The 17,803-nt window shown below is 47.6% G+C and carries 29 protein-coding genes; all 29 read right to left on the reverse strand.

Annotated features, from left to right (window positions below; all coding sequences use genetic code 11):
• Window positions 1–92: 92 nt before the first annotated feature.
• The 29 genes from rplQ to fusA all read right to left on the reverse strand — a co-directional run bounded on the left by rplQ (window position 93) and on the right by fusA (window position 17,788).
• Window positions 93–530 (reverse strand): 50S ribosomal protein L17, encoded by a 438-nt coding sequence (gene rplQ, locus MTBPR1_RS02590; protein ID WP_069185961.1) that lies wholly within the window; start codon window positions 528–530, stop codon window positions 93–95.
• A 149-nt stretch (window positions 531–679) separates the two neighbouring features.
• A complete protein-coding gene (locus MTBPR1_RS02595) occupies window positions 680–1,696 on the reverse strand; it encodes a DNA-directed RNA polymerase subunit alpha (protein WP_069185962.1) in 1,017 nt (338 codons plus the stop codon).
• Window positions 1,697–1,821: 125 nt separating this feature from the next.
• Window positions 1,822–2,214: a 30S ribosomal protein S11 gene (gene rpsK / locus MTBPR1_RS02600; protein WP_069185963.1), complete on the reverse strand. Its 393-nt coding sequence runs from the start codon at window positions 2,212–2,214 to the stop codon at window positions 1,822–1,824.
• A gap of 21 nt (window positions 2,215–2,235) precedes the next feature.
• The gene (gene rpsM / locus MTBPR1_RS02605; protein WP_069185964.1) at window positions 2,236–2,604 is read right to left on the reverse strand and encodes a 30S ribosomal protein S13; all 369 of its coding nucleotides are present in this window, start codon (window positions 2,602–2,604) and stop codon (window positions 2,236–2,238) included.
• Window positions 2,605–2,720: 116 nt separating this feature from the next.
• Complete coding sequence (locus MTBPR1_RS02610) at window positions 2,721–3,365, reverse strand: adenylate kinase (protein WP_069185965.1); 645 nt, start codon at window positions 3,363–3,365, stop codon at window positions 2,721–2,723.
• Window positions 3,362–4,705 (reverse strand): preprotein translocase subunit SecY, encoded by a 1,344-nt coding sequence (gene secY / locus MTBPR1_RS02615; protein WP_069185966.1) that lies wholly within the window; start codon window positions 4,703–4,705, stop codon window positions 3,362–3,364. The genes MTBPR1_RS02610 and secY overlap by 4 nt, the downstream gene beginning before the upstream one ends.
• Before the next feature lie 46 nt (window positions 4,706–4,751).
• Entirely contained in the window at window positions 4,752–5,213 is a 462-nt protein-coding gene (rplO, locus tag MTBPR1_RS02620) for a 50S ribosomal protein L15 (protein WP_069185967.1), read from the reverse strand.
• Window positions 5,214–5,272: 59 nt separating this feature from the next.
• Window positions 5,273–5,455 carry a 50S ribosomal protein L30 gene (gene rpmD, locus MTBPR1_RS02625; protein ID WP_069185968.1) on the reverse strand — a complete coding sequence of 61 codons (183 nt, stop codon included), beginning with the start codon at window positions 5,453–5,455 and terminating at the stop codon, window positions 5,273–5,275.
• A 6-nt stretch (window positions 5,456–5,461) separates the two neighbouring features.
• Window positions 5,462–6,052 carry a 30S ribosomal protein S5 gene (gene rpsE, locus MTBPR1_RS02630; protein WP_069185969.1) on the reverse strand — a complete coding sequence of 197 codons (591 nt, stop codon included), beginning with the start codon at window positions 6,050–6,052 and terminating at the stop codon, window positions 5,462–5,464.
• Between the two features lie 14 nt (window positions 6,053–6,066).
• Window positions 6,067–6,429: a 50S ribosomal protein L18 gene (gene rplR, locus MTBPR1_RS02635; protein WP_069185970.1), complete on the reverse strand. Its 363-nt coding sequence runs from the start codon at window positions 6,427–6,429 to the stop codon at window positions 6,067–6,069.
• Window positions 6,429–6,962 carry a 50S ribosomal protein L6 gene (gene rplF, locus MTBPR1_RS02640; RefSeq protein ID WP_069185971.1) on the reverse strand — a complete coding sequence of 178 codons (534 nt, stop codon included), beginning with the start codon at window positions 6,960–6,962 and terminating at the stop codon, window positions 6,429–6,431. Before rplF ends, rplR begins: the two co-directional genes overlap by 1 nt.
• Window positions 6,963–6,973: 11 nt before the next feature.
• Entirely contained in the window at window positions 6,974–7,372 is a 399-nt protein-coding gene (rpsH, locus tag MTBPR1_RS02645; protein ID WP_069185972.1) for a 30S ribosomal protein S8, read from the reverse strand.
• 12 nt (window positions 7,373–7,384) lie between these two features.
• Window positions 7,385–7,690, reverse strand: a complete 306-nt coding sequence (rpsN, locus tag MTBPR1_RS02650) for a 30S ribosomal protein S14 (protein WP_069185973.1) — start codon at window positions 7,688–7,690, stop codon at window positions 7,385–7,387.
• 21 nt (window positions 7,691–7,711) lie between these two features.
• Window positions 7,712–8,251, reverse strand: a complete 540-nt coding sequence (gene rplE / locus MTBPR1_RS02655) for a 50S ribosomal protein L5 (protein WP_069185974.1) — start codon at window positions 8,249–8,251, stop codon at window positions 7,712–7,714.
• Window positions 8,252–8,262: 11 nt separating this feature from the next.
• Window positions 8,263–8,580: a 50S ribosomal protein L24 gene (gene rplX / locus MTBPR1_RS02660; protein WP_069185975.1), complete on the reverse strand. Its 318-nt coding sequence runs from the start codon at window positions 8,578–8,580 to the stop codon at window positions 8,263–8,265.
• A 1-nt stretch (window position 8,581) separates the two neighbouring features.
• Window positions 8,582–8,950 (reverse strand): 50S ribosomal protein L14, encoded by a 369-nt coding sequence (gene rplN, locus MTBPR1_RS02665; protein ID WP_069185976.1) that lies wholly within the window; start codon window positions 8,948–8,950, stop codon window positions 8,582–8,584.
• Window positions 8,951–9,136: 186 nt separating this feature from the next.
• On the reverse strand, window positions 9,137–9,373 hold the full coding sequence (gene rpsQ / locus MTBPR1_RS02670) for a 30S ribosomal protein S17 (RefSeq protein ID WP_069185977.1): 237 nt from the start codon (window positions 9,371–9,373) through the stop codon (window positions 9,137–9,139).
• A gap of 11 nt (window positions 9,374–9,384) precedes the next feature.
• Window positions 9,385–9,570: a 50S ribosomal protein L29 gene (rpmC, locus tag MTBPR1_RS02675; protein WP_069185978.1), complete on the reverse strand. Its 186-nt coding sequence runs from the start codon at window positions 9,568–9,570 to the stop codon at window positions 9,385–9,387.
• 2 nt (window positions 9,571–9,572) lie between these two features.
• Complete coding sequence (gene rplP, locus MTBPR1_RS02680) at window positions 9,573–9,992, reverse strand: 50S ribosomal protein L16 (RefSeq protein ID WP_069185979.1); 420 nt, start codon at window positions 9,990–9,992, stop codon at window positions 9,573–9,575.
• Between the two features lie 14 nt (window positions 9,993–10,006).
• A complete protein-coding gene (rpsC, locus tag MTBPR1_RS02685; protein WP_069185980.1) occupies window positions 10,007–10,690 on the reverse strand; it encodes a 30S ribosomal protein S3 in 684 nt (227 codons plus the stop codon).
• Window positions 10,690–11,070, reverse strand: coding sequence for a 50S ribosomal protein L22 (gene rplV, locus MTBPR1_RS02690; RefSeq protein ID WP_069185981.1), 381 nt, complete (start codon window positions 11,068–11,070; stop codon window positions 10,690–10,692). Before rplV ends, rpsC begins: the two co-directional genes overlap by 1 nt.
• 3 nt (window positions 11,071–11,073) lie before the next feature.
• On the reverse strand, window positions 11,074–11,352 hold the full coding sequence (gene rpsS, locus MTBPR1_RS02695; protein ID WP_069185982.1) for a 30S ribosomal protein S19: 279 nt from the start codon (window positions 11,350–11,352) through the stop codon (window positions 11,074–11,076).
• Window positions 11,353–11,363: 11 nt separating this feature from the next.
• The gene (gene rplB / locus MTBPR1_RS02700; protein WP_069185983.1) at window positions 11,364–12,194 is read right to left on the reverse strand and encodes a 50S ribosomal protein L2; all 831 of its coding nucleotides are present in this window, start codon (window positions 12,192–12,194) and stop codon (window positions 11,364–11,366) included.
• Between the two features lie 3 nt (window positions 12,195–12,197).
• A complete protein-coding gene (locus MTBPR1_RS02705; RefSeq protein ID WP_069185984.1) occupies window positions 12,198–12,521 on the reverse strand; it encodes a 50S ribosomal protein L23 in 324 nt (107 codons plus the stop codon).
• Window positions 12,518–13,138, reverse strand: a complete 621-nt coding sequence (gene rplD, locus MTBPR1_RS02710) for a 50S ribosomal protein L4 (RefSeq protein WP_069185985.1) — start codon at window positions 13,136–13,138, stop codon at window positions 12,518–12,520. The genes MTBPR1_RS02705 and rplD overlap by 4 nt, the downstream gene beginning before the upstream one ends.
• Before the next feature lie 5 nt (window positions 13,139–13,143).
• Complete coding sequence (gene rplC / locus MTBPR1_RS02715; RefSeq protein WP_069185986.1) at window positions 13,144–13,869, reverse strand: 50S ribosomal protein L3; 726 nt, start codon at window positions 13,867–13,869, stop codon at window positions 13,144–13,146.
• Between the two features lie 13 nt (window positions 13,870–13,882).
• Window positions 13,883–14,191 carry a 30S ribosomal protein S10 gene (rpsJ, locus tag MTBPR1_RS02720; protein ID WP_028878479.1) on the reverse strand — a complete coding sequence of 103 codons (309 nt, stop codon included), beginning with the start codon at window positions 14,189–14,191 and terminating at the stop codon, window positions 13,883–13,885.
• Window positions 14,192–14,472: 281 nt separating this feature from the next.
• Complete coding sequence (gene tuf, locus MTBPR1_RS02725) at window positions 14,473–15,657, reverse strand: elongation factor Tu (protein WP_069185987.1); 1,185 nt, start codon at window positions 15,655–15,657, stop codon at window positions 14,473–14,475.
• A gap of 43 nt (window positions 15,658–15,700) precedes the next feature.
• Window positions 15,701–17,788 (reverse strand): elongation factor G, encoded by a 2,088-nt coding sequence (fusA, locus tag MTBPR1_RS02730; protein ID WP_069185988.1) that lies wholly within the window; start codon window positions 17,786–17,788, stop codon window positions 15,701–15,703.
• Window positions 17,789–17,803: the final 15 nt, after the last annotated feature.

The raw sequence follows: 17,803 nt of genomic DNA on the forward strand, positions 1-17,803 counted from the left end.
TTTGCGCGGATTTAAGCCTCCACGCAAGCCCTAACACACAAAAAAGGCGGCTACCATAGGGCAGCCGCCTTTTAATGTGGTGTGACACTCGCTTATACAGCGACGCCTTCAGCTTCTTCAGCTTCCTGTTCTGCTTCTACGCGCGCTTTATCAGCAGCACCTTTAGCATCAGCATCACGATCAACCAGCTCGATGAAAGCCATCGGAGCAGCATCGCCGAAACGGAAACCAGCTTTAAGAACACGTGTATAACCACCGTTACGTTCTTTGTAACGTGGGCCAAGTACGTCAAACAGTTTCTGTACTGCAGCTTCATCACGAAGTGTAGCAAGAGCCTGACGACGTGCGTGCAGATCGCCACGTTTGCCCAAAGTGATCATTTTGTCTGCAACAGAACGTAGATCTTTCGCTTTTGGCAAAGTCGTTTTGATTTGCTCGTGTGTCAGCAGAGCAACCGCCAAGTTCGCAAACAAAGCGCGGCGGTGTGATTTAGTACGGTTTAATTTGCGACCAGACATACGGTGACGCATAGCGGTATCTCCTATAGAGCTCGTCTTGCAAGGCAAGAACGATAAGTAAAACTTTTCGCCACGCCCTTAACTTTAAAAAGATAAGGGCGAGATCGAAAAGGATGGATCAACGCGATCCAAAGTAGCCGTTAGACAAACTGTCTTTCAGATCAAAATGGATCTTCGAGACGTTTTGCCAAATCTTCGATATTCTCCGGCGGCCAGCCATCAACGTCCATACCCAGTGAAAGTTCCATACCACCGAGAACTTCTTTGATCTCGTTGAGGGACTTACGACCGAAGTTAGGCGTACGCAGCATCTCTGCTTCGGTTTTCTGTACCAGATCGCCGATGTAGATGATGTTGTCGTTTTTCAGGCAGTTTGCAGAACGAACAGAAAGTTCCAGTTCGTCCACTTTGCGCAGAAGATTTTTGTTGAATGGAAGATCGTCTTCTTTCTTCTCTGGCAGAGCCACTTCTGGCTCGTCAAAGTTGATGAAGAGCTGCAGCTGGTCTTGCAGGATACGACCCGCAAGCGCAACCGCATCTTCAGGTGTTACCGAACCGTCAGTCGTCACTGTCAAAGACAGTTTGTCATAATCGGTTACACGGCCAACACGTGTGTTGTCCACCTTGTAAGATACTTTCTTCACAGGTGAGAAGATCGCATCTACAGGGATCAAACCGATCGGAGAATCTTCCGGACGGTTTTGAACAGCAGGCACGTAGCCTTTACCTGTATCAACAGTAAATTCAATGCTTACTTTCGCATCTGAATCCAAGTGGCAGATTACGAGATCCGGGTCCATGACTTCCATGTCACCAGGGCACTCGATCATACCGGCGGTCACAGGACCAGGACCAGTTGCTTCAAGATGCATTTTCTTAACGCCTTCACTCTCGCAACGAAGTGCGATGTTTTTAACGTTAAGAACGATATCAGTTACGTCTTCACGAACACCCGCGACAGACGAAAACTCGTGCAAAACACCATCAATTTGAATTGCAGTAACAGCTGCACCCTGCAGCGACGACAGCAACACACGACGAATGGCGTTACCAAGAGTCAGACCGAATCCACGCTCAAGTGGTTCAGCAACGATTACAGCCGTACGGCCATCATCTTCACCGGATTTCACTTCAAGCTTGGATGGTTTAATGAGTTCTTGCCAATTCTTTTGAATCACAACCCTGACCTCACACAAGTATAAAAAATATTGCGAATCCAATCATGGGGCTATTCAAGCCAGAAAACCGATACCTGAAGCGGTACCGGTTGCTGGCGTAAGAATAACCTGATTGAACAGGCGACTTAAACGCGACGACGTTTGCGCGGACGGCAACCGTTGTGCGGAATAGGCGTTACGTCTTTAATGGACGTAATTGTAAAACCGACTGCGTTCAATGCGCGCAGTGCGGATTCACGACCTGAGCCCGGGCCTTTGACCAGAACTTCAAGAGTCTTCATGCCGTGTTCCATCGCCTTTTTGCCTGCATCTTCTGCAGCCATCTGAGCCGCATAAGGAGTAGACTTACGAGAGCCTTTAAATCCTTGTGCACCTGCTGAAGACCAAGAAATTGCATTACCTTGAGCATCGGCAATGGTGATGATTGTGTTGTTAAACGTTGCGTTAACGTGTGCAATACCGGAAACGATATTCTTGCGTTCACGACGACGTGTAGATTGTCTGCTAGCTTTTGCCATAATTCAATTATCCTACTTGAATTATTTTTTCTTACCCGCAATAGGACGCGCAGGCCCTTTGCGAGTACGCGCGTTACACTTCGTACGTTGACCACGTACTGGAAGCCCTTTACGGTGACGTAAGCCACGGTAAGACTTCAAGTCTAACAGACGTTTAATGTTCATTGCTACTTCACGACGAAGGTCACCTTCTACCGTGTAGTCTGCATCAATCGTTTCACGAATTTTAACGACGTCGTCGTCAGATAATTCGTTTACACGCTTCTCAGACGGAATGCCTACTTTCTCACAAATTTCTTGTGATTTCGTTGGGCCGATTCCGTGAATATATGTAAGTGCAATCACAACTCGTTTCTGAGTTGGGATGTTTACACCTGCAATACGCGCCAAAGCGGTTCTCCTCACACCAAATATAAAAAAGGTAAGTAAATTACTTACCGGAAACCGAGGGGCGTGACTATAGAAAGAAATAACTTCCTGTCAACCCCTTAATTTCAAAACGATACTTAACCCAAGATTGCCTTGAGCTGAGCAGTAACTTCATCGATGTCAGCCATGCCATCGACAGTTTTTAACATTCCCTTCGCATCATAATGAGATGCGATTGGAGCTGTTTGTTCGCGATAAGATTCCAAACGGGAACGTACGGTTTCTTCATTATCATCGGCACGACGCGAAAATTCAGTTGCGCCACACTTGTCACAAACGCCTTCTTTAACAGGCTTTTGGAACTCGTCGTGATACCCTTGGCCACATTTAGCACAGGTATAACGACCAGTGATACGACCAACAAGCGCTTCTTCGTCAACTTTCATTTCGATGACGCTATCCAGCTTCTGACCTTTATCAGCCAACATGGCATCCAAAGCTTCAGCCTGCGCTGTTGTGCGTGGGAAACCGTCAAGGATATAGCCCTTGGCACAGTCGTCTTGTTCTACACGGCTTGAAATCATAGAAATGATCAGCTCATCGGTCACGAGGTTACCCGCTTCCATAACAGCTTTCAGTTCTTTACCAATTTCACTACCACTGGCAACTTCTGCACGCAGCATGTCACCTGTAGACAATTGTACAACACCATAAGCTTCTTCGAGACGTTTTGCTTGAGTACCTTTACCAGCACCCGGAGCACCTAACAGAATCAGTTTCATCCTCGTTTTCCCCTAAGTTTAGACTTCTTAATCAGACCTTCATACTGGTGTGCCAGAAGATGCGAATGCACTTGACCCACCGTATCCAATGTTACCGTAACTACGATCAACAAGCTGGTTCCACCGAAGTAGAAAGGCACTTGCCATTTCGCAATCAGAATTTCAGGCAATAGACAGACAGCAGACAGATAAGCTGCACCGATGACTGTCAGACGACTTGTAATCTTATCAAGATATTGAGCCGTATTCTTACCCGGACGGATGCCCGGTACATAACCACCGTTTTTACGTAAGTTCTCTGCAGTCTCTGTCGGGTTGAAAACAACCGACGTATAGAAGAATGCGAAGAATACGATCAAACCAAGGTACAAACCAATGTACAGAGGCTGTCCGCGACCCAACCATGCAGCGACGCTTTGCAACCACTCTGGCCCCTGCCCAGCCGTCATAGAGATGACAGTTGTCGGCAAAAGAAGCAGTGAGCTTGCAAAAATTGGCGGGATCACACCAGCGGTGTTGATTTTCAAAGGCATATGGGAAGATTCGCCCCCATATACTTTATTGCCACGTTGACGTTTTGGATATTGGATAACGACGCGGCGTTGTGCACGTTCAACGTAAACGATGAACATGATAACACCAACACTCATTGCCAACAGGAAGACGATCAAGAGAACAGACAATGCGCCTGTACGACCGAGTTCCAGTGTCCCTGCAAGTGCACTTGGCAAGTTTGCCACGATCCCTGCAAAGATAATGAGTGAAATACCGTTACCGATACCACGCGCTGTGATTTGCTCGCCAAGCCACATCAAGAAAATGGTACCACCCACAAGCGTGATAACAGTCGCAGCCCGGAAGAAATACCCCGGATCAATAACAGCTGTGCCCCCGCTAGAGGTCATCCCCTCAAGACCAACGGCAATACCGTAAGCTTGAAGTGAAGCAATAACCACCGTTAGATAACGGGTATATTGCGTGATTTTCTTGCGTCCACTTTCACCTTCTTTCTTCATCGCTTCAAGGCTAGGCGAAACCGCCGTCCCCAGTTGCATGATGATCGAAGCCGAAATGTACGGCATGATGTTTAGTGCGAAAATGGTCATACGACCCAACGCACCACCGGCAAACATATCAAACATTCCCAGAATGCCGCCTGCATTCTGCGTGAAAATATCACGCAGAATGACAGGGTCGATCCCCGGAATTGGAATATAAGCGCCAATGCGATAAACGATCAAAGCCCCTAACGTAAACCATATACGTTTTTTAAGTTCTTCTGCTTTCGCAATAGAACCGAAGTTCATATTAGAAGCTAATTGTTCTGCGGCAGATGCCATAACGGTCCCCTGGACTTAGATACTTGGTCCGAAAATCGAAGTAGGTTTACTCAGCAGCGTCAACTGTTACTGAACCGCCTGCTTTTTCAACAGCAGCGATTGCAGAAGCAGAAGCACTATTGACTTCAACCGTAACTTTAGCAGTGATTTCACCTTTGTTAAGAAGACGAACGCCGTCCTTAACACGGTTCACAAGACCAGCAGCCTTAAGAACCTCAAGATTTACAGTATCACCTGCTTTGATTTTACCAGCATCAACCGCTTTTTGAATGCGACCGACGTTAACAACAGCGAATTCCTTGCGGAACATGTTGGTAAAGCCACGCTTCGGCAAGCGACGATACAGCGGCATTTGGCCGCCTTCAAAGCCTACAGCAACTGTGTTGCGGGCTTTTTGACCTTTTTGACCACGACCAGAAGTCTTGCCTTTGCCTGAACCGAGACCACGGCCCACACGCATGCGAATCTTTCTAGCGCCATCATTGTCACGAAGCTCATTGAGTTTCATGTTTCAAATCCTTTAAAGTTTCTCGTAAGTTATCAAAAGAGGAAGGTGTGCAAGACACCTTACTCAACGATTTCCACGAGATGCTGAACTTTAGCAATCATGCCGCGAACTGAAGGAGTATCTTCAAGCTCAGAAACACGATTAATTTTGTTCAAACCAAGGCCAACCAACGTTGCACGTTGATCTTTTTTGCGACCGATCGGGCTACCGACCTGTTGCACTTTAACGGTTTTCTTAGCCATGTCTCATTACTCCTTTGCAGCAGCTTGTGCAGCCGCACCTGAGTCCCGACGCGCCACGATCTCACCGACTTTCTTACCACGCTTGGAAGCGATGGAACGCGGAGAGAATGAATTCTGCAGCGCATCAAAAGTAGCTTTAATCATGTTGTTCGGGTTCTGAGTACCCATAGACTTCGCAACAACGTCTTGTACGCCCATTGTTTCGAAAACTGCACGCATTGGGCCACCGGCGATAATACCAGTACCAGATGGTGCAGCACGCAGGATAACTTTACCTGCGCCGAAGTGACCCTTCACATCATGGTGAAGTGTACGACCTTCGCGAAGCGGAACGCGGATCATGTTACGTTTTGCTTGATCAGTTGCCTTACGGATAGCTTCCGGAACCTCACGTGCTTTACCCGTGCCGAAACCGACACGACCACGACCGTCACCAACGACGACCATAGCAGCAAATGAGAAACGACGGCCACCTTTGACCACCTTAGCGACACGGTTAATACCGACGAGCTTATCGATTAGGTCAGAATCTGCTTCCTGAGCCTTATCTTTGCCTCGGCCTTTACCGCGAGAGTTTTCTTTAGGATTACGTGCCATATCTCATTCTTCCTTTAGAACGACAGACCAGCTTCACGAGCAGCGTCAGCCAAAGCTTTCACACGCCCATGATAGCGGTAGCCACCACGATCGAAGACAACATCCTTGATACCGGCTTTAACTGCACGCTCAGCAACCAAAGCACCAACTTTGGTAGCAGCATCAGTGTCAGCACCAGTTTTCAAGCTACCTTTGAGATCTTTCTCAATGGAAGATGCAGCAACCAGAGTAACGCCATTAGCGTCATCAATGACTTGTGCATAAATGTGCTTGCTGGAACGGAAAACCGACAAACGTGGACGACCAGTAGCACGTTTGCGGATTTGGAAACGTACGCGTGACTTGCGACGTTCCTGAAGTTGTTTTGAATTTAACATTACTTCTTCTTCCCTTCCTTACGAAGGATGTACTCACCCTTGTAACGTACACCTTTGCCTTTGTAAGGCTCTGGTGGACGGTAGCCACGGATTTCTGCAGCGATCTGACCGACCTTCTGTTTATCCGCGCCAGAGATCGTGATCTCTGTTTGAGATGGGCAAGCAATCTTCAGGTCAGACGGAATCGGCACGATTACGTCATGGGAGAAACCAAGTTGAAGCTCAAGGTTTGAACCCTTAACGGCGGCACGATAACCAACGCCTTGGATTTCAAGTTCCTTGGAGAAACCTTCGTTCACACCAATGACCAGATTGTTAATACGTGTGCGGGCTGTTGCCCACATTTGACGAGCGCGACGAGTGTCATTCTTCGGCGCAACGGTTACTTTGTTGTCATCCATAGACACAACAATTTCTTCCATTACAGAGAACGTCAACTCACCGAGTTTACCTTTAGCGGCAACATCTTGACCGTTTACAGTAACTGTAACACCAGATGGCACTTCTACAGGGTGCTTACCAATACGTGACATAGTATGCTCCCTTAGAATACTGTGCAGAGAACTTCGCCGCCAACATTGGCTTCGCGCGCTTCTGCATCAGACATAACACCACGAGGTGTAGTCAAAATAGAAATACCCAAGCCGTTGAAGACTTTTGGCAAATCGCTTACGCCAGAATACACACGGCGACCCGGTGTAGACACACGTTTGATTTGAGAGATGACAGGTTTGCCATCATAGTATTTCAGCTCAATACGTAGTTCGTCAAAACCGGCAGCGCCAGTAACTTTTTCGAAACCACGAATGTAACCTTCCCGTTTTAAAACATCCAAAACGTTCGCACGAAGCTTAGACGCAGGCGCATTTACAGCGCTTTTGCTAGCTTGTTGACCGTTACGGATACGGGTCAGCATATCCCCTAGGGGATCTGACATAGACATTATCGTATCTCCTTACCAGCTGGACTTAACAACGCCAGGCAGGCTACCAATTGAAGCAAGATCGCGGAACTTAATACGACACATCTTGAACTTACGGTAGTTACCACGTGGGCGACCAGTGACTTCACAACGTAGACGAACACGGCTTTTAGACGCATCGCGCGGCATAGCGTTCAACTTGAACTGAGCAGCCATGCGTTCTTCGCCTGACAGATCACGGTTCATGATGGTCGCTTTTAGTTCTGCGCGTTTTTTAGCGTACTTGGCCACTTTGCGTTCGCGACTTTTATTCTTTTCGACAGCACTTGCTTTAGCCATAACTAAATTTCCTTCTATCGATTACTTCGCGAACGGCATGTCGAATTTAGACAACAAAGCGCGAGCTTCGTCATCATTATCGGCCGTTGTGCAGATTACGATGTCCATACCACGGATAGCGTCTACTTGATCGTAGTCGATTTCCGGGAATACGATTTGTTCTTTGATACCCATGGCATAGTTGCCACGACCATCGAAAGATTTGCCATTCAGACCACGAAAGTCACGAACACGTGGCAAAGCGATGTTTACCAAGCGATCCATGAATTCGAACATCTGGTTACGACGAAGCGTAACTTTAGCACCAACTACTTGACCTTCACGAAGCTTGAAGCCCGCGATAGATTTAGTAGCTTTGGTTTTAACGGCTTTCTGACCTGTAATTGCTTCAAGTTCAGAAATAGCTGCGTTGATTTTTTTCTTATCAGCAGCAGCTTCACCAACACCCATATTTACAACGATTTTTTCGAGTTTCGGGATTTGCATTTCATTTGCATAACCGAACTCTTCTTTCATCGCAGAACGGATGGTAGAGTTATATACTTCTTTAAGACGAGCCATTATCCAATCCCTTAGCTGTCGATGACTTCGCCAGAAAGTTTCGCAACGCGTACTTTCTTGCCGTCTTCGAGAGTTTTGAAGCCAACGCGTGTTGCTTTGCCTTCTTTAGGGTCAACAATTGCGATGTTAGAAAGTGCAATTGCGGCTTCTTTTTCGACGATACCACCGGCTTGAAACTGGGTCGGTTTCGTATGGCGTTTCACCATGTTGATACCTTGAACAACAGCTTTTGCATCAGCAACTTTAATGCTGAGAACTTCGCCTTGCTTGCCCTTGTCTTTACCGGTCAGAACGATAACGTTATCGCCTTTTTTGATCTTAGCAGCCATATTAGAGTACCTCCGGTGCAAGGGAGACAATCTTCATGTAGTTACGACCGCGAAGTTCGCGTGTAACTGGGCCAAAGATACGAGTACCGATAGGTTCACCCTGTTTGTTAATCAAAACAGCAGCGTTCTTATCGAAACGAATTACAGAGCCATCAGGGCGACGGATGTCCTTGGCAGTGCGAACGATAACGGCACGATGTACGTCACCTTTTTTCACACGACCGCGCGGGATAGCTTCTTTAACAGAAACGACGATAACGTCGCCCACAGAAGCCCAACGGCGCTTAGAACCACCGAGAACCTTGATGCACTGCACTCGGCGTGCACCGGAGTTATCCGCTACTTCCAAGTTGGTTTGCATCTGAATCATAGAATATTCCTTTTTCTAGATCCTGGTCACGAAATTGAGGAAGTCTAATGATTTAGACTTCCTCTATTTAAGACATACAAGAGGTCACTTGATGTCATGAGGTGCGATACCTAATCGCTTAGGCACCAACAGTCAAGACTTATCAAGAAATTTCTTGCTGCCGAGTAGTCGAGAAAGCTTAAAGACTTAAGCTTCCTCGGTAAGTACTTCCCAAGTTTTATTCTTGGAAATTGGTTTGGTTTCCTGGATTTTCACCAAGTCACCAATTTTGAACTGATTGTTCTCGTCGTGCGCGGCATACTTTTTAGAGCGCTTGATGAATTTTTTATAGAGCGGGTGTTTAAAACGGCGCTCTACTTTCACCACAACAGTCTTTTCTTGTTTGTCGCTAACAACAACGCCTTGGAGGATACGTTTAGGCATCACTGTGCTCCTTAGGCTTTTTCGCCGATGACCGTCTTGATACGCGCGATATCGCGACGCACCTGACGGACACGAGCTGTGTTTTCCAATTGACCGCTGGCTTGCTGGAAGCGCAAGTTAAACGCCTCTTTACGCAATTTCAACAGTTCATCCTTCAGCTCGTCAGAGCTTTTGGAACGGATTTCTGCAGCCTTCATACTTATTCTCCTTCACCCAAACGGGTTACGAAGCGAGTGCGAACCGGCAATTTTGCGGCGGCCAATTCCATGGCACGCTTAGCAACATCAGCAGGAACACCTTCGATTTCAAACATGATACGGCCCGGCTTCACTTTACATGCCCAGAATTCTGGAGAACCCTTACCTTTACCCATACGGACTTCGGCAGGTTTCTTAGAAACTGGAACATCAGGGAAGATGCGGATCCATACACGACCGGCACGTTTCATGTGACGAGTCATAGCACGACGCGCTGCTTCGATTTGACGAGACGTTACACGCTCAGGAGTTAAGGCTTTCAAGCCGTAAGTCCCGAAGTTCAAAGTACTACCGCCTTTAGCATTGCCTTTAATACGGCCTTTATGCTGCTTGCGGAACTTTGTACGTTTTGGCAATAACATGATTAACCTCTCCCTTAGCGAGCCGCAGGCTGCGCATCAGCAGCAAGATTTTCGACTGCCATAGGATCGTGTTCCATGATCTCGCCTTTGAAGATCCAGACTTTCACGCCACACGCACCATAAGTGGTGTGACCTGTAGAAGTCCCGTAATCAACATTTGCACGTAGTGTGTGCAGCGGAACACGGCCTTCACGATACCATTCAGTACGCGCGATCTCAGCACCACCCAAACGGCCGGCACAGTTGATACGAATACCGAGTGCGCCAAGGCGCATGGCAGATTGAACAGAACGCTTCATTGCACGACGGAAAGAAACACGACGTTCCAATTGCTGAGCAATAGAGTCAGCAACAAGTTGTGCGTCCAATTCCGGCTTGCGAATTTCAACGATGTTCAAACGAACGTCATTGCCAGTCATTTTTGAGAGGCGCTGACGCAACTTCTCAATGTCTTGGCCTTTTTTGCCGATTACAACACCCGGACGAGCCGTGTGAATTGTAATACGAGCGCGTTTAGCTGGGCGTTCGATGACAACCTTAGCAACACCTGCCTGTGCGAGTTCTTTCTTAATTAACTCACGCAGTTCAAGGTCTTGGTGAAGTTTGCCAGCATAATCGCCTTTATCAGCGTACCAACGGGATTCCCAAGTACGGTTGATCCCGAGGCGCAGACCAATCGGGTTTACCTTCTGACCCATTATGCTGTCTCCTCACGTTCACGAAGAATGATGCGCATGTTGCTCCATGGCTTCAAAATCTTTCCAACACGGCCACGGGCACGTGCTTTCCAGCGTTTCATTACCATAGCGCGACCTACAGAAGCTTCAGCGACAAACAAGTTGTCAACGTCAAGCTGGTGATTGTTTTCTGCGTTGGCGATAGCAGATTCCAAGATCGCTTTAACGTCTTTAGCGACGCGGCGTTTAGAAAATGCGAGTTCAGCAACCGCTGCAGAAGCGCTTTTGCCACGGATTGAAGCAGCGACCAGATTCAGCTTTTGAGGGCTGATACGGATCATTTTGGCGCGAGCCATAGCCTCGTTATCGGCAAGGCGACGATCTGTCTTTTTCTTACCCATAACTTATTTCCTTTTGGCTTTCTTGTCGGCAGCATGACCATAATAAGTACGAGTTGGTGAGAACTCACCGAACTTGTGACCAATCATGTCTTCTGTCACCAATACAGGGATGAATTTATTACCGTTGTAGACACCAAATGTCAGGCCTACAAATTGCGGCAGAATAGTGGAACGACGCGACCATGTCTTAATGACATCATTGCGACCGGACTCACGTGCCTTCTCAGCTTTTGTGAGAAGGTAGCCGTCAACAAACGGTCCTTTCCATACGGAACGAGCCACGAGCCGGCCTCCTATTTCTTATGACGGCTGCGCATAATCAGCGCGTCCGTCTTCTTGTTGCTACGAGTGCGCTTACCCTTAGTAGGCTTACCCCAAGGAGTCACCGGATGACGACCACCTGAAGTACGACCCTCACCACCACCATGTGGGTGATCGACAGGGTTCATTGCTACACCACGGACAGATGGACGCTTGCCAAGCCAGCGGTTACGACCGGCCTTACCAAGTTTCACGTTCTGATGATCCGAGTTGGATACAGCGCCGATAGTTGCCATGCACTCACCGCGGATCAGGCGAACTTCACCAGAACCGAGACGAAGCTGAGCGTACCCTTGGTCTTTACCAACGAGCTGAACGTATGTACCAGCAGAACGTGCGATCTGACCACCTTTACCAGGCTTCATCTCAACGTTGTGAATGATGGTACCAACCGGAATGTTCGCGATAGGCATCGCGTTACCCGGTTTTACGTCAACGCGCTGACCAGACACAACAGTGTCGCCAACTTGCAGGCGTTGCGGAGCGAGAATGTAAGACAGTTCCCCGTCTTCGTAGCGGATAAGAGCAATAAAGGCCGTACGGTTTGGATCGTACTCAAGACGCTCTACTGTTGCCGGAACATCAAATTTCGCATTACGTTTAAAGTCGATGAAGCGATAACGACGCTTATGACCACCACCAATACGGCGGGATGTAATACGACCTGTGTTGTTACGGCCACCGCTCTTACGCAAGCCTTCAGTCAAAGCTTTGACTGGTTTGCCTTTGTAAAGATCGGAACGATCAACCAGAACCAAGCTACGCTGGCCCGGAGTCGTTGGTTTGAAGTTTTTCAAAGCCATGGTTTAGACCCCCGTCGTCACATCAATAGACTCACCTTCGGCGAGTGTAATGATTGCTTTTTTGACATCGGAACGACGTCCCATGCGGCCACGGAAACGTTTGGCTTTACCCTTAGTGATAAGAGTATTAACCGCAGTTACCTTCACACCAAATACACTTTCAACCGCTTTACGAACTTCAATTTTGTTCGCATCCATAGGAACGCGGAAAGTTACTTGGTTGTGCTCTGACAGCAAAGTCGCTTTCTCGGTGATAACCGGCGAACGCAGTAATTCAAACTCACGTTCTTTAGAAACGGTTACTTTGCTTGCTAGATATTTTGTCATGACAAGCGCTCCACCAATTTTTCGACTGCACCCTTGGTCAAGACCAATTTGTCAGCGCGCAGGATATCGTAAACGTTAGCACCTTGGCTCGGCAATGCATTGATACCCGGAAGGTTAGCAATTGCATTTTGGAAGTTGGCGTCAACGTCAGTACCGTCGATAAACAAAGCAGAAGTCAGTTCCAATATTTTCATTGTCGCTGCAGCTTCTTTTGTTTTCGGGGACCCGAATTTTGCATCGTCAACAACGATCAATGCACCGTCAGCAGCTTTTGCAGACAGAGCGCATTTTAGACCGAGTTTGCGAACTTTCTTGTTCAGGTTATGTGCGTAAGAACGAACAACCGGACCATGAACAGTCGCACCGCCGCGCATTTGAGTAACACCTTTAAAGCCCTGACGAGCGTTACCGGTACCCTTTTGCTTGAACGGTTTTGTTTTAACGATGGCCAATTCGCCACGTGTTTTTACTTTGTGTGTACCGGATTGGCGACGTGCCAACTGCCAGTTAACCACACGGTGTAGAATGTCAGCGCGAGGAGCAATGCCAAAGATAGCATCGTCCAACTCGATATCGCCGACTTTCTTGTTTTCAAGACTAATTACGTCGCACTTCATGCCACTTATTCCTCAGTCGTCTCTGGAGCAGCTTCTGCCGGAGCAGCTTCTGCAACAGGCGCAGTTTTCACAGCAGCCGGGAATGGAAGACCTTCTGGTGCATCACGCTTAACAGCGTCCTTCACCAAAACGTACCCACCCTTGGCACCGGGCAGACCGCCCTTAACCATGATAAGACCACGCTCGCCATCAGTGGCGACGATTTCGAGGTTCTGAACAGTCACACGCTTAGCACCCATATGACCTGCCATCTTCTTTCCTTTGAAGACGCGGCCAGGGTCCTGACATTGACCTGTGGAACCATGTGAACGGTGAGAGATTGATACACCGTGAGAAGCACGAAGACCACCAAAGTTGTGGCGCTTCATAGCCCCTGCAAAACCTTTACCGATTGAAGTACCCGCCACATCGACGAATTGTCCAACCACGAAGTGTTCAGCAGAAAGTTCTGCACCCACTTCAATAAGGCCTTCAGGTTCCACGCGGAATTCTGCCAGTTTGGCTTTCGGCTCCACCTTGTTAGCGGCGAAGTGCCCGCGCATGGGCTTGCTCACGTTCTTGACCTTGGCGCTACCAAATCCGAGCTGCACAGCAGTGTAGCCATCCTTGTCTTCGGTACGCTGCGCTACTACTTGAGTATCCACCTTCAATACTGTCACGCCAACATGGTTGCCGTTTTCAGCAAAAAGACGGGTCATACCCAATTTTTGCGCGATGAGACCAGATCGCATCTGAGCTAATCCTTTAAAGCTTAATTTCAACATCAACGCCGGACGCAAGGTCCAGCTTCATAAGCGCATCCACAGTCTGCGGCGTAGGGTCCACAATGTCTAAAAGACGCTTGTGGGTACGCGTTTCGAACTGCTCACGTGATTTCTTGTTTACGTGAGGAGAACGCAGAATTGTGAAACGCTCGATACGAGTAGGTAGAGGAATTGGACCCTTTACCTGTGCACCAGTCCGTTTAGCAGTGTTTACGATCTCTTTAGCGGACTGATCCAGTACGCGGTGATCGAATGCCTTCAGACGAATGCGGATATTTTGGTGTTCCATAGGAGTTTATTACCTAAAACAGACAACAAAAAAACCTCGACGTTCCCAATCCGTAATGGACCTGCGGAAACCCCGAAGTACTCAACCCCTTAAATGGGGTGAAAGAGCGAATGGAGGGTTTATATGGGAAGCCTCCCCTTGATGCAAGGAGAAAGTGACTCTTTTTTTGATTCTTTTTCAAATAGATAGCCCAAACGTAAAAAAGGCCCCTACCCTATGGGCAGGAGCCTTCTTTAAAGACTTTGGTTTTGCGTATAAAACACGAAAAACCTATAGGTCAATTACTCTTCGATGGATGCAACCACACCAGAGCCTACTGTACGACCACCTTCACGGATCGCGAAACGAAGACCTTCGTCCATCGCAATCTCAGCCAGCAGTTCAACAGACAATTTGACGTTATCGCCCGGCATTACCATTTCAGTGCCTTCAGGCAAAGTGATAGAACCAGTTACGTCAGTTGTACGGAAGTAGAACTGTGGACGGTAGTTCGCAAAGAATGGCGTGTGACGGCCACCTTCTTCTTTTGTCAGAATGTAAACTTCACAAGTGAATTTCTTGTGCGGGTTGATAGAACCCGGAGCAGCCAGAACCTGACCACGCTCAACGTCGTCACGTTTCAGACCACGAAGAAGAACACCAGCATTGTCACCCGCTTTTGCTTCATCAAGAAGCTTACGGAACATTTCAATACCAGTAACAGTCGTTTTCTGTGTTTCGCGCAGACCAACAACTTCAACTTCATCACCAACAACAGAGATACCAGTCTCAATACGACCCGTTACAACTGTACCGCGACCAGAAATTGAGAACACGTCCTCAATCGGCATCAAGAATGGCTTGGCTGTGTCCATTTCAGGCTGTGGGATATGCTCATCAACAGCAGCCATCAGCTTAAGAATAGATTCTTTACCGATTTCGTCGTCACGGCCTTCAAGAGCAGCCAATGCAGAACCAGCAATTACAGGAACGTCTTCGAAGCCATAGCTTTCGAGAAGTTCTGTGATTTCCATTTCAACGAGCTCGAGAAGCTCTTCGTCGTCAACTTGGTCAACTTTGTTCATGTAAACAACAAGAGCAGGTACACCAACTTGGCGTGCAAGCAGGATGTGCTCACGCGTCTGTGGCATGGGGCCATCAGCTGCGTTTACAACCAGGATACCACCGTCCATTTGCGCAGCACCTGTAATCATGTTTTTCACATAATCGGCGTGACCTGGGCAATCTACGTGTGCGTAGTGACGAGCTTCAGTTTCATATTCAACGTGTGCCGTTGAAATTGTAATACCGCGCTCACGCTCTTCTGGTGCTTTATCGATGTTTGCAAAATCAACAGCTTCGCCGCCGCTAACTTCAGCAAGAACTTTAGTGATCGCAGCAGTCAGTGTTGTTTTACCATGATCAACGTGACCTACAGTACCGATGTTGCAATGCGGTTTTGAACGGTCAAACTTTTCTTTAGACATTACTAAGTAACTCCAATTTTAAATAAGTCAGGAGTTGACTGGATTAACCAGCCAACTTTTCTTTAATTTCTTCAGCAACGTTGTTCGGCACTTCTGAGTAGTGATCGAACTGCATAGTGAACTGTGCACGACCCTGTGACAGGGAACGCAGGTTGTTCACATAGCCAAACATGTTTGCCAATGGTACGTGAGCGTCAACAACACGAGCGATACCGCGTTGATCCATTGAGTTAACTTGACCACGACGTGAGTTCAAGTCACCAATGATGTCACCCATATATTCTTCAGGCGTCACAACTTCAACCTTCATCATAGGCTCAAGAAGTTTAGGCGAGGATTCTCTCATACCTTCACGGAATGCAGCACGGGCTGCGATTTCGAAGGCAAGAACGCTGGAGTCAACATCGTGGTATGCACCATCGAACAACTCAGCTTTAAGACCCACAACCGGGAAGCCAGCAATACAACCAGTGTCCATAGAAGTCTTCAGACCTTTTTCAACACCTGGGATGTATTCCTTAGGAACGTTACCACCCACAATTTTGCTTTTGAATTCAAACTGTGATTCAGCATCTTCTGGAAGCGGACCGAAACGAAGTTGTACGCGAGCGTATTGACCAGAACCACCAGATTGTTTCTTGTGAGTGTAGTCAATTTCAACTTCTTTACCGAATGCTTCACGGTAAGCTACCTGAGGTGCACCAACGTTTGCTTCAACTTTAAATTCACGTTTCATACGGTCAACGAGAATGTCCAGGTGAAGCTCACCCATACCAGCGATAATTGTCTGAGCCGTTTCGTGGTCAGTTTTAACGCGGAAGGAAGGATCCTCAGCCGCCAAACGAGCAAGGGCAATACCCATTTTCTCTTGGTCAGCTTTTGTCTTAGGTTCAACAGCAACTTCGATTACAGGCTCTGGGAATTCCATACGCTCAAGAATAACTTGAGAGTCAGGAGCACAAAGCGTGTCACCAGTTGTTGTATCTTTAAGACCAACGATCGCAACGATATCACCAGCAGTTGCTGATTTGATTTCTTCACGTTCAGCAGAATGCATCAACAACATACGGCCAACACGTTCTTTTTTACCTTTAACAGTGTTTGTTACGTAAGAACCGGCATCAAGTTTACCAGAGTAAATACGAGCAAATGTCAAAGAGCCAACGAACGGATCGTTCATGATCTTAAATGCAAGAGCAGAGAATGGTGCGTCTTCAGAGTTTTCACGTTCGATTTCGATCGACTCGTCTTTCGCATCAACACCTTTAATCGCAGCAATGTCAGTCGGAGCTGGCATGTAATCGATTACAGCATCAAGAAGTGGTTGAACACCTTTGTTCTTAAAGGCCGTACCACAAAGAACAGGAACGAATGCCAAATCAATTGTACCTTTACGGATACAAGCGATCAAAGTTTCCTCAGAAGGCTCATTACCTTCTAGGTAAGCTTCCATGGCAGCATCGTCTTGCTCAACAGCAGTCTCGATAAGTTGCTCACGATATTCAGCAGCTTTGTCAGCAAGGTCGTCAGGGATATCGACATAGTCGAATTTCGCACCGAGTTCTTCACCGCCCCAAACAACAGCTTTCATTTTGATCAGATCAATGTGACCCGCATATTCAGCTTCAGCGCCGATTGGCAACTGAGTAACAAGCGGAACAGCACCAAGACGATCAACGATCATCTCTACACAACGGTAGAAGTCAGCGCCCATACGGTCCATTTTGTTGACAAAACACATACGTGGAACGTCGTATTTGTCAGCTTGGCGCCATACAGTTTCAGATTGAGGTTCAACACCGGCTACGGAGTCAAATACACAAACAGCACCATCAAGTACACGCAGTGAACGTTCAACTTCAATTGTGAAGTCAACGTGACCAGGCGTATCAATGATGTTTACACGGTGATCGCGCCAGAACGTAGTTGTCGCAGCAGAGGTAATAGTAATACCACGCTCTTGCTCTTGCTCCATCCAATCCATAGTCGCGTTACCGTCGTGTACTTCACCGATCTTATAAGATTTACCAGTGTAGTACAGAATACGTTCGGTAGTTGTCGTTTTACCCGCATCAATGTGTGCCATGATGCCGATGTTACGATACTTTTCCAAAGGATATTTATCAGCCATTTAGGAGATCCGATC

Source organism: Candidatus Terasakiella magnetica, assembly GCF_900093605.1.
Classification (GTDB): domain Bacteria; phylum Pseudomonadota; class Alphaproteobacteria; order Rhodospirillales; family Terasakiellaceae; genus Terasakiella; species Terasakiella magnetica.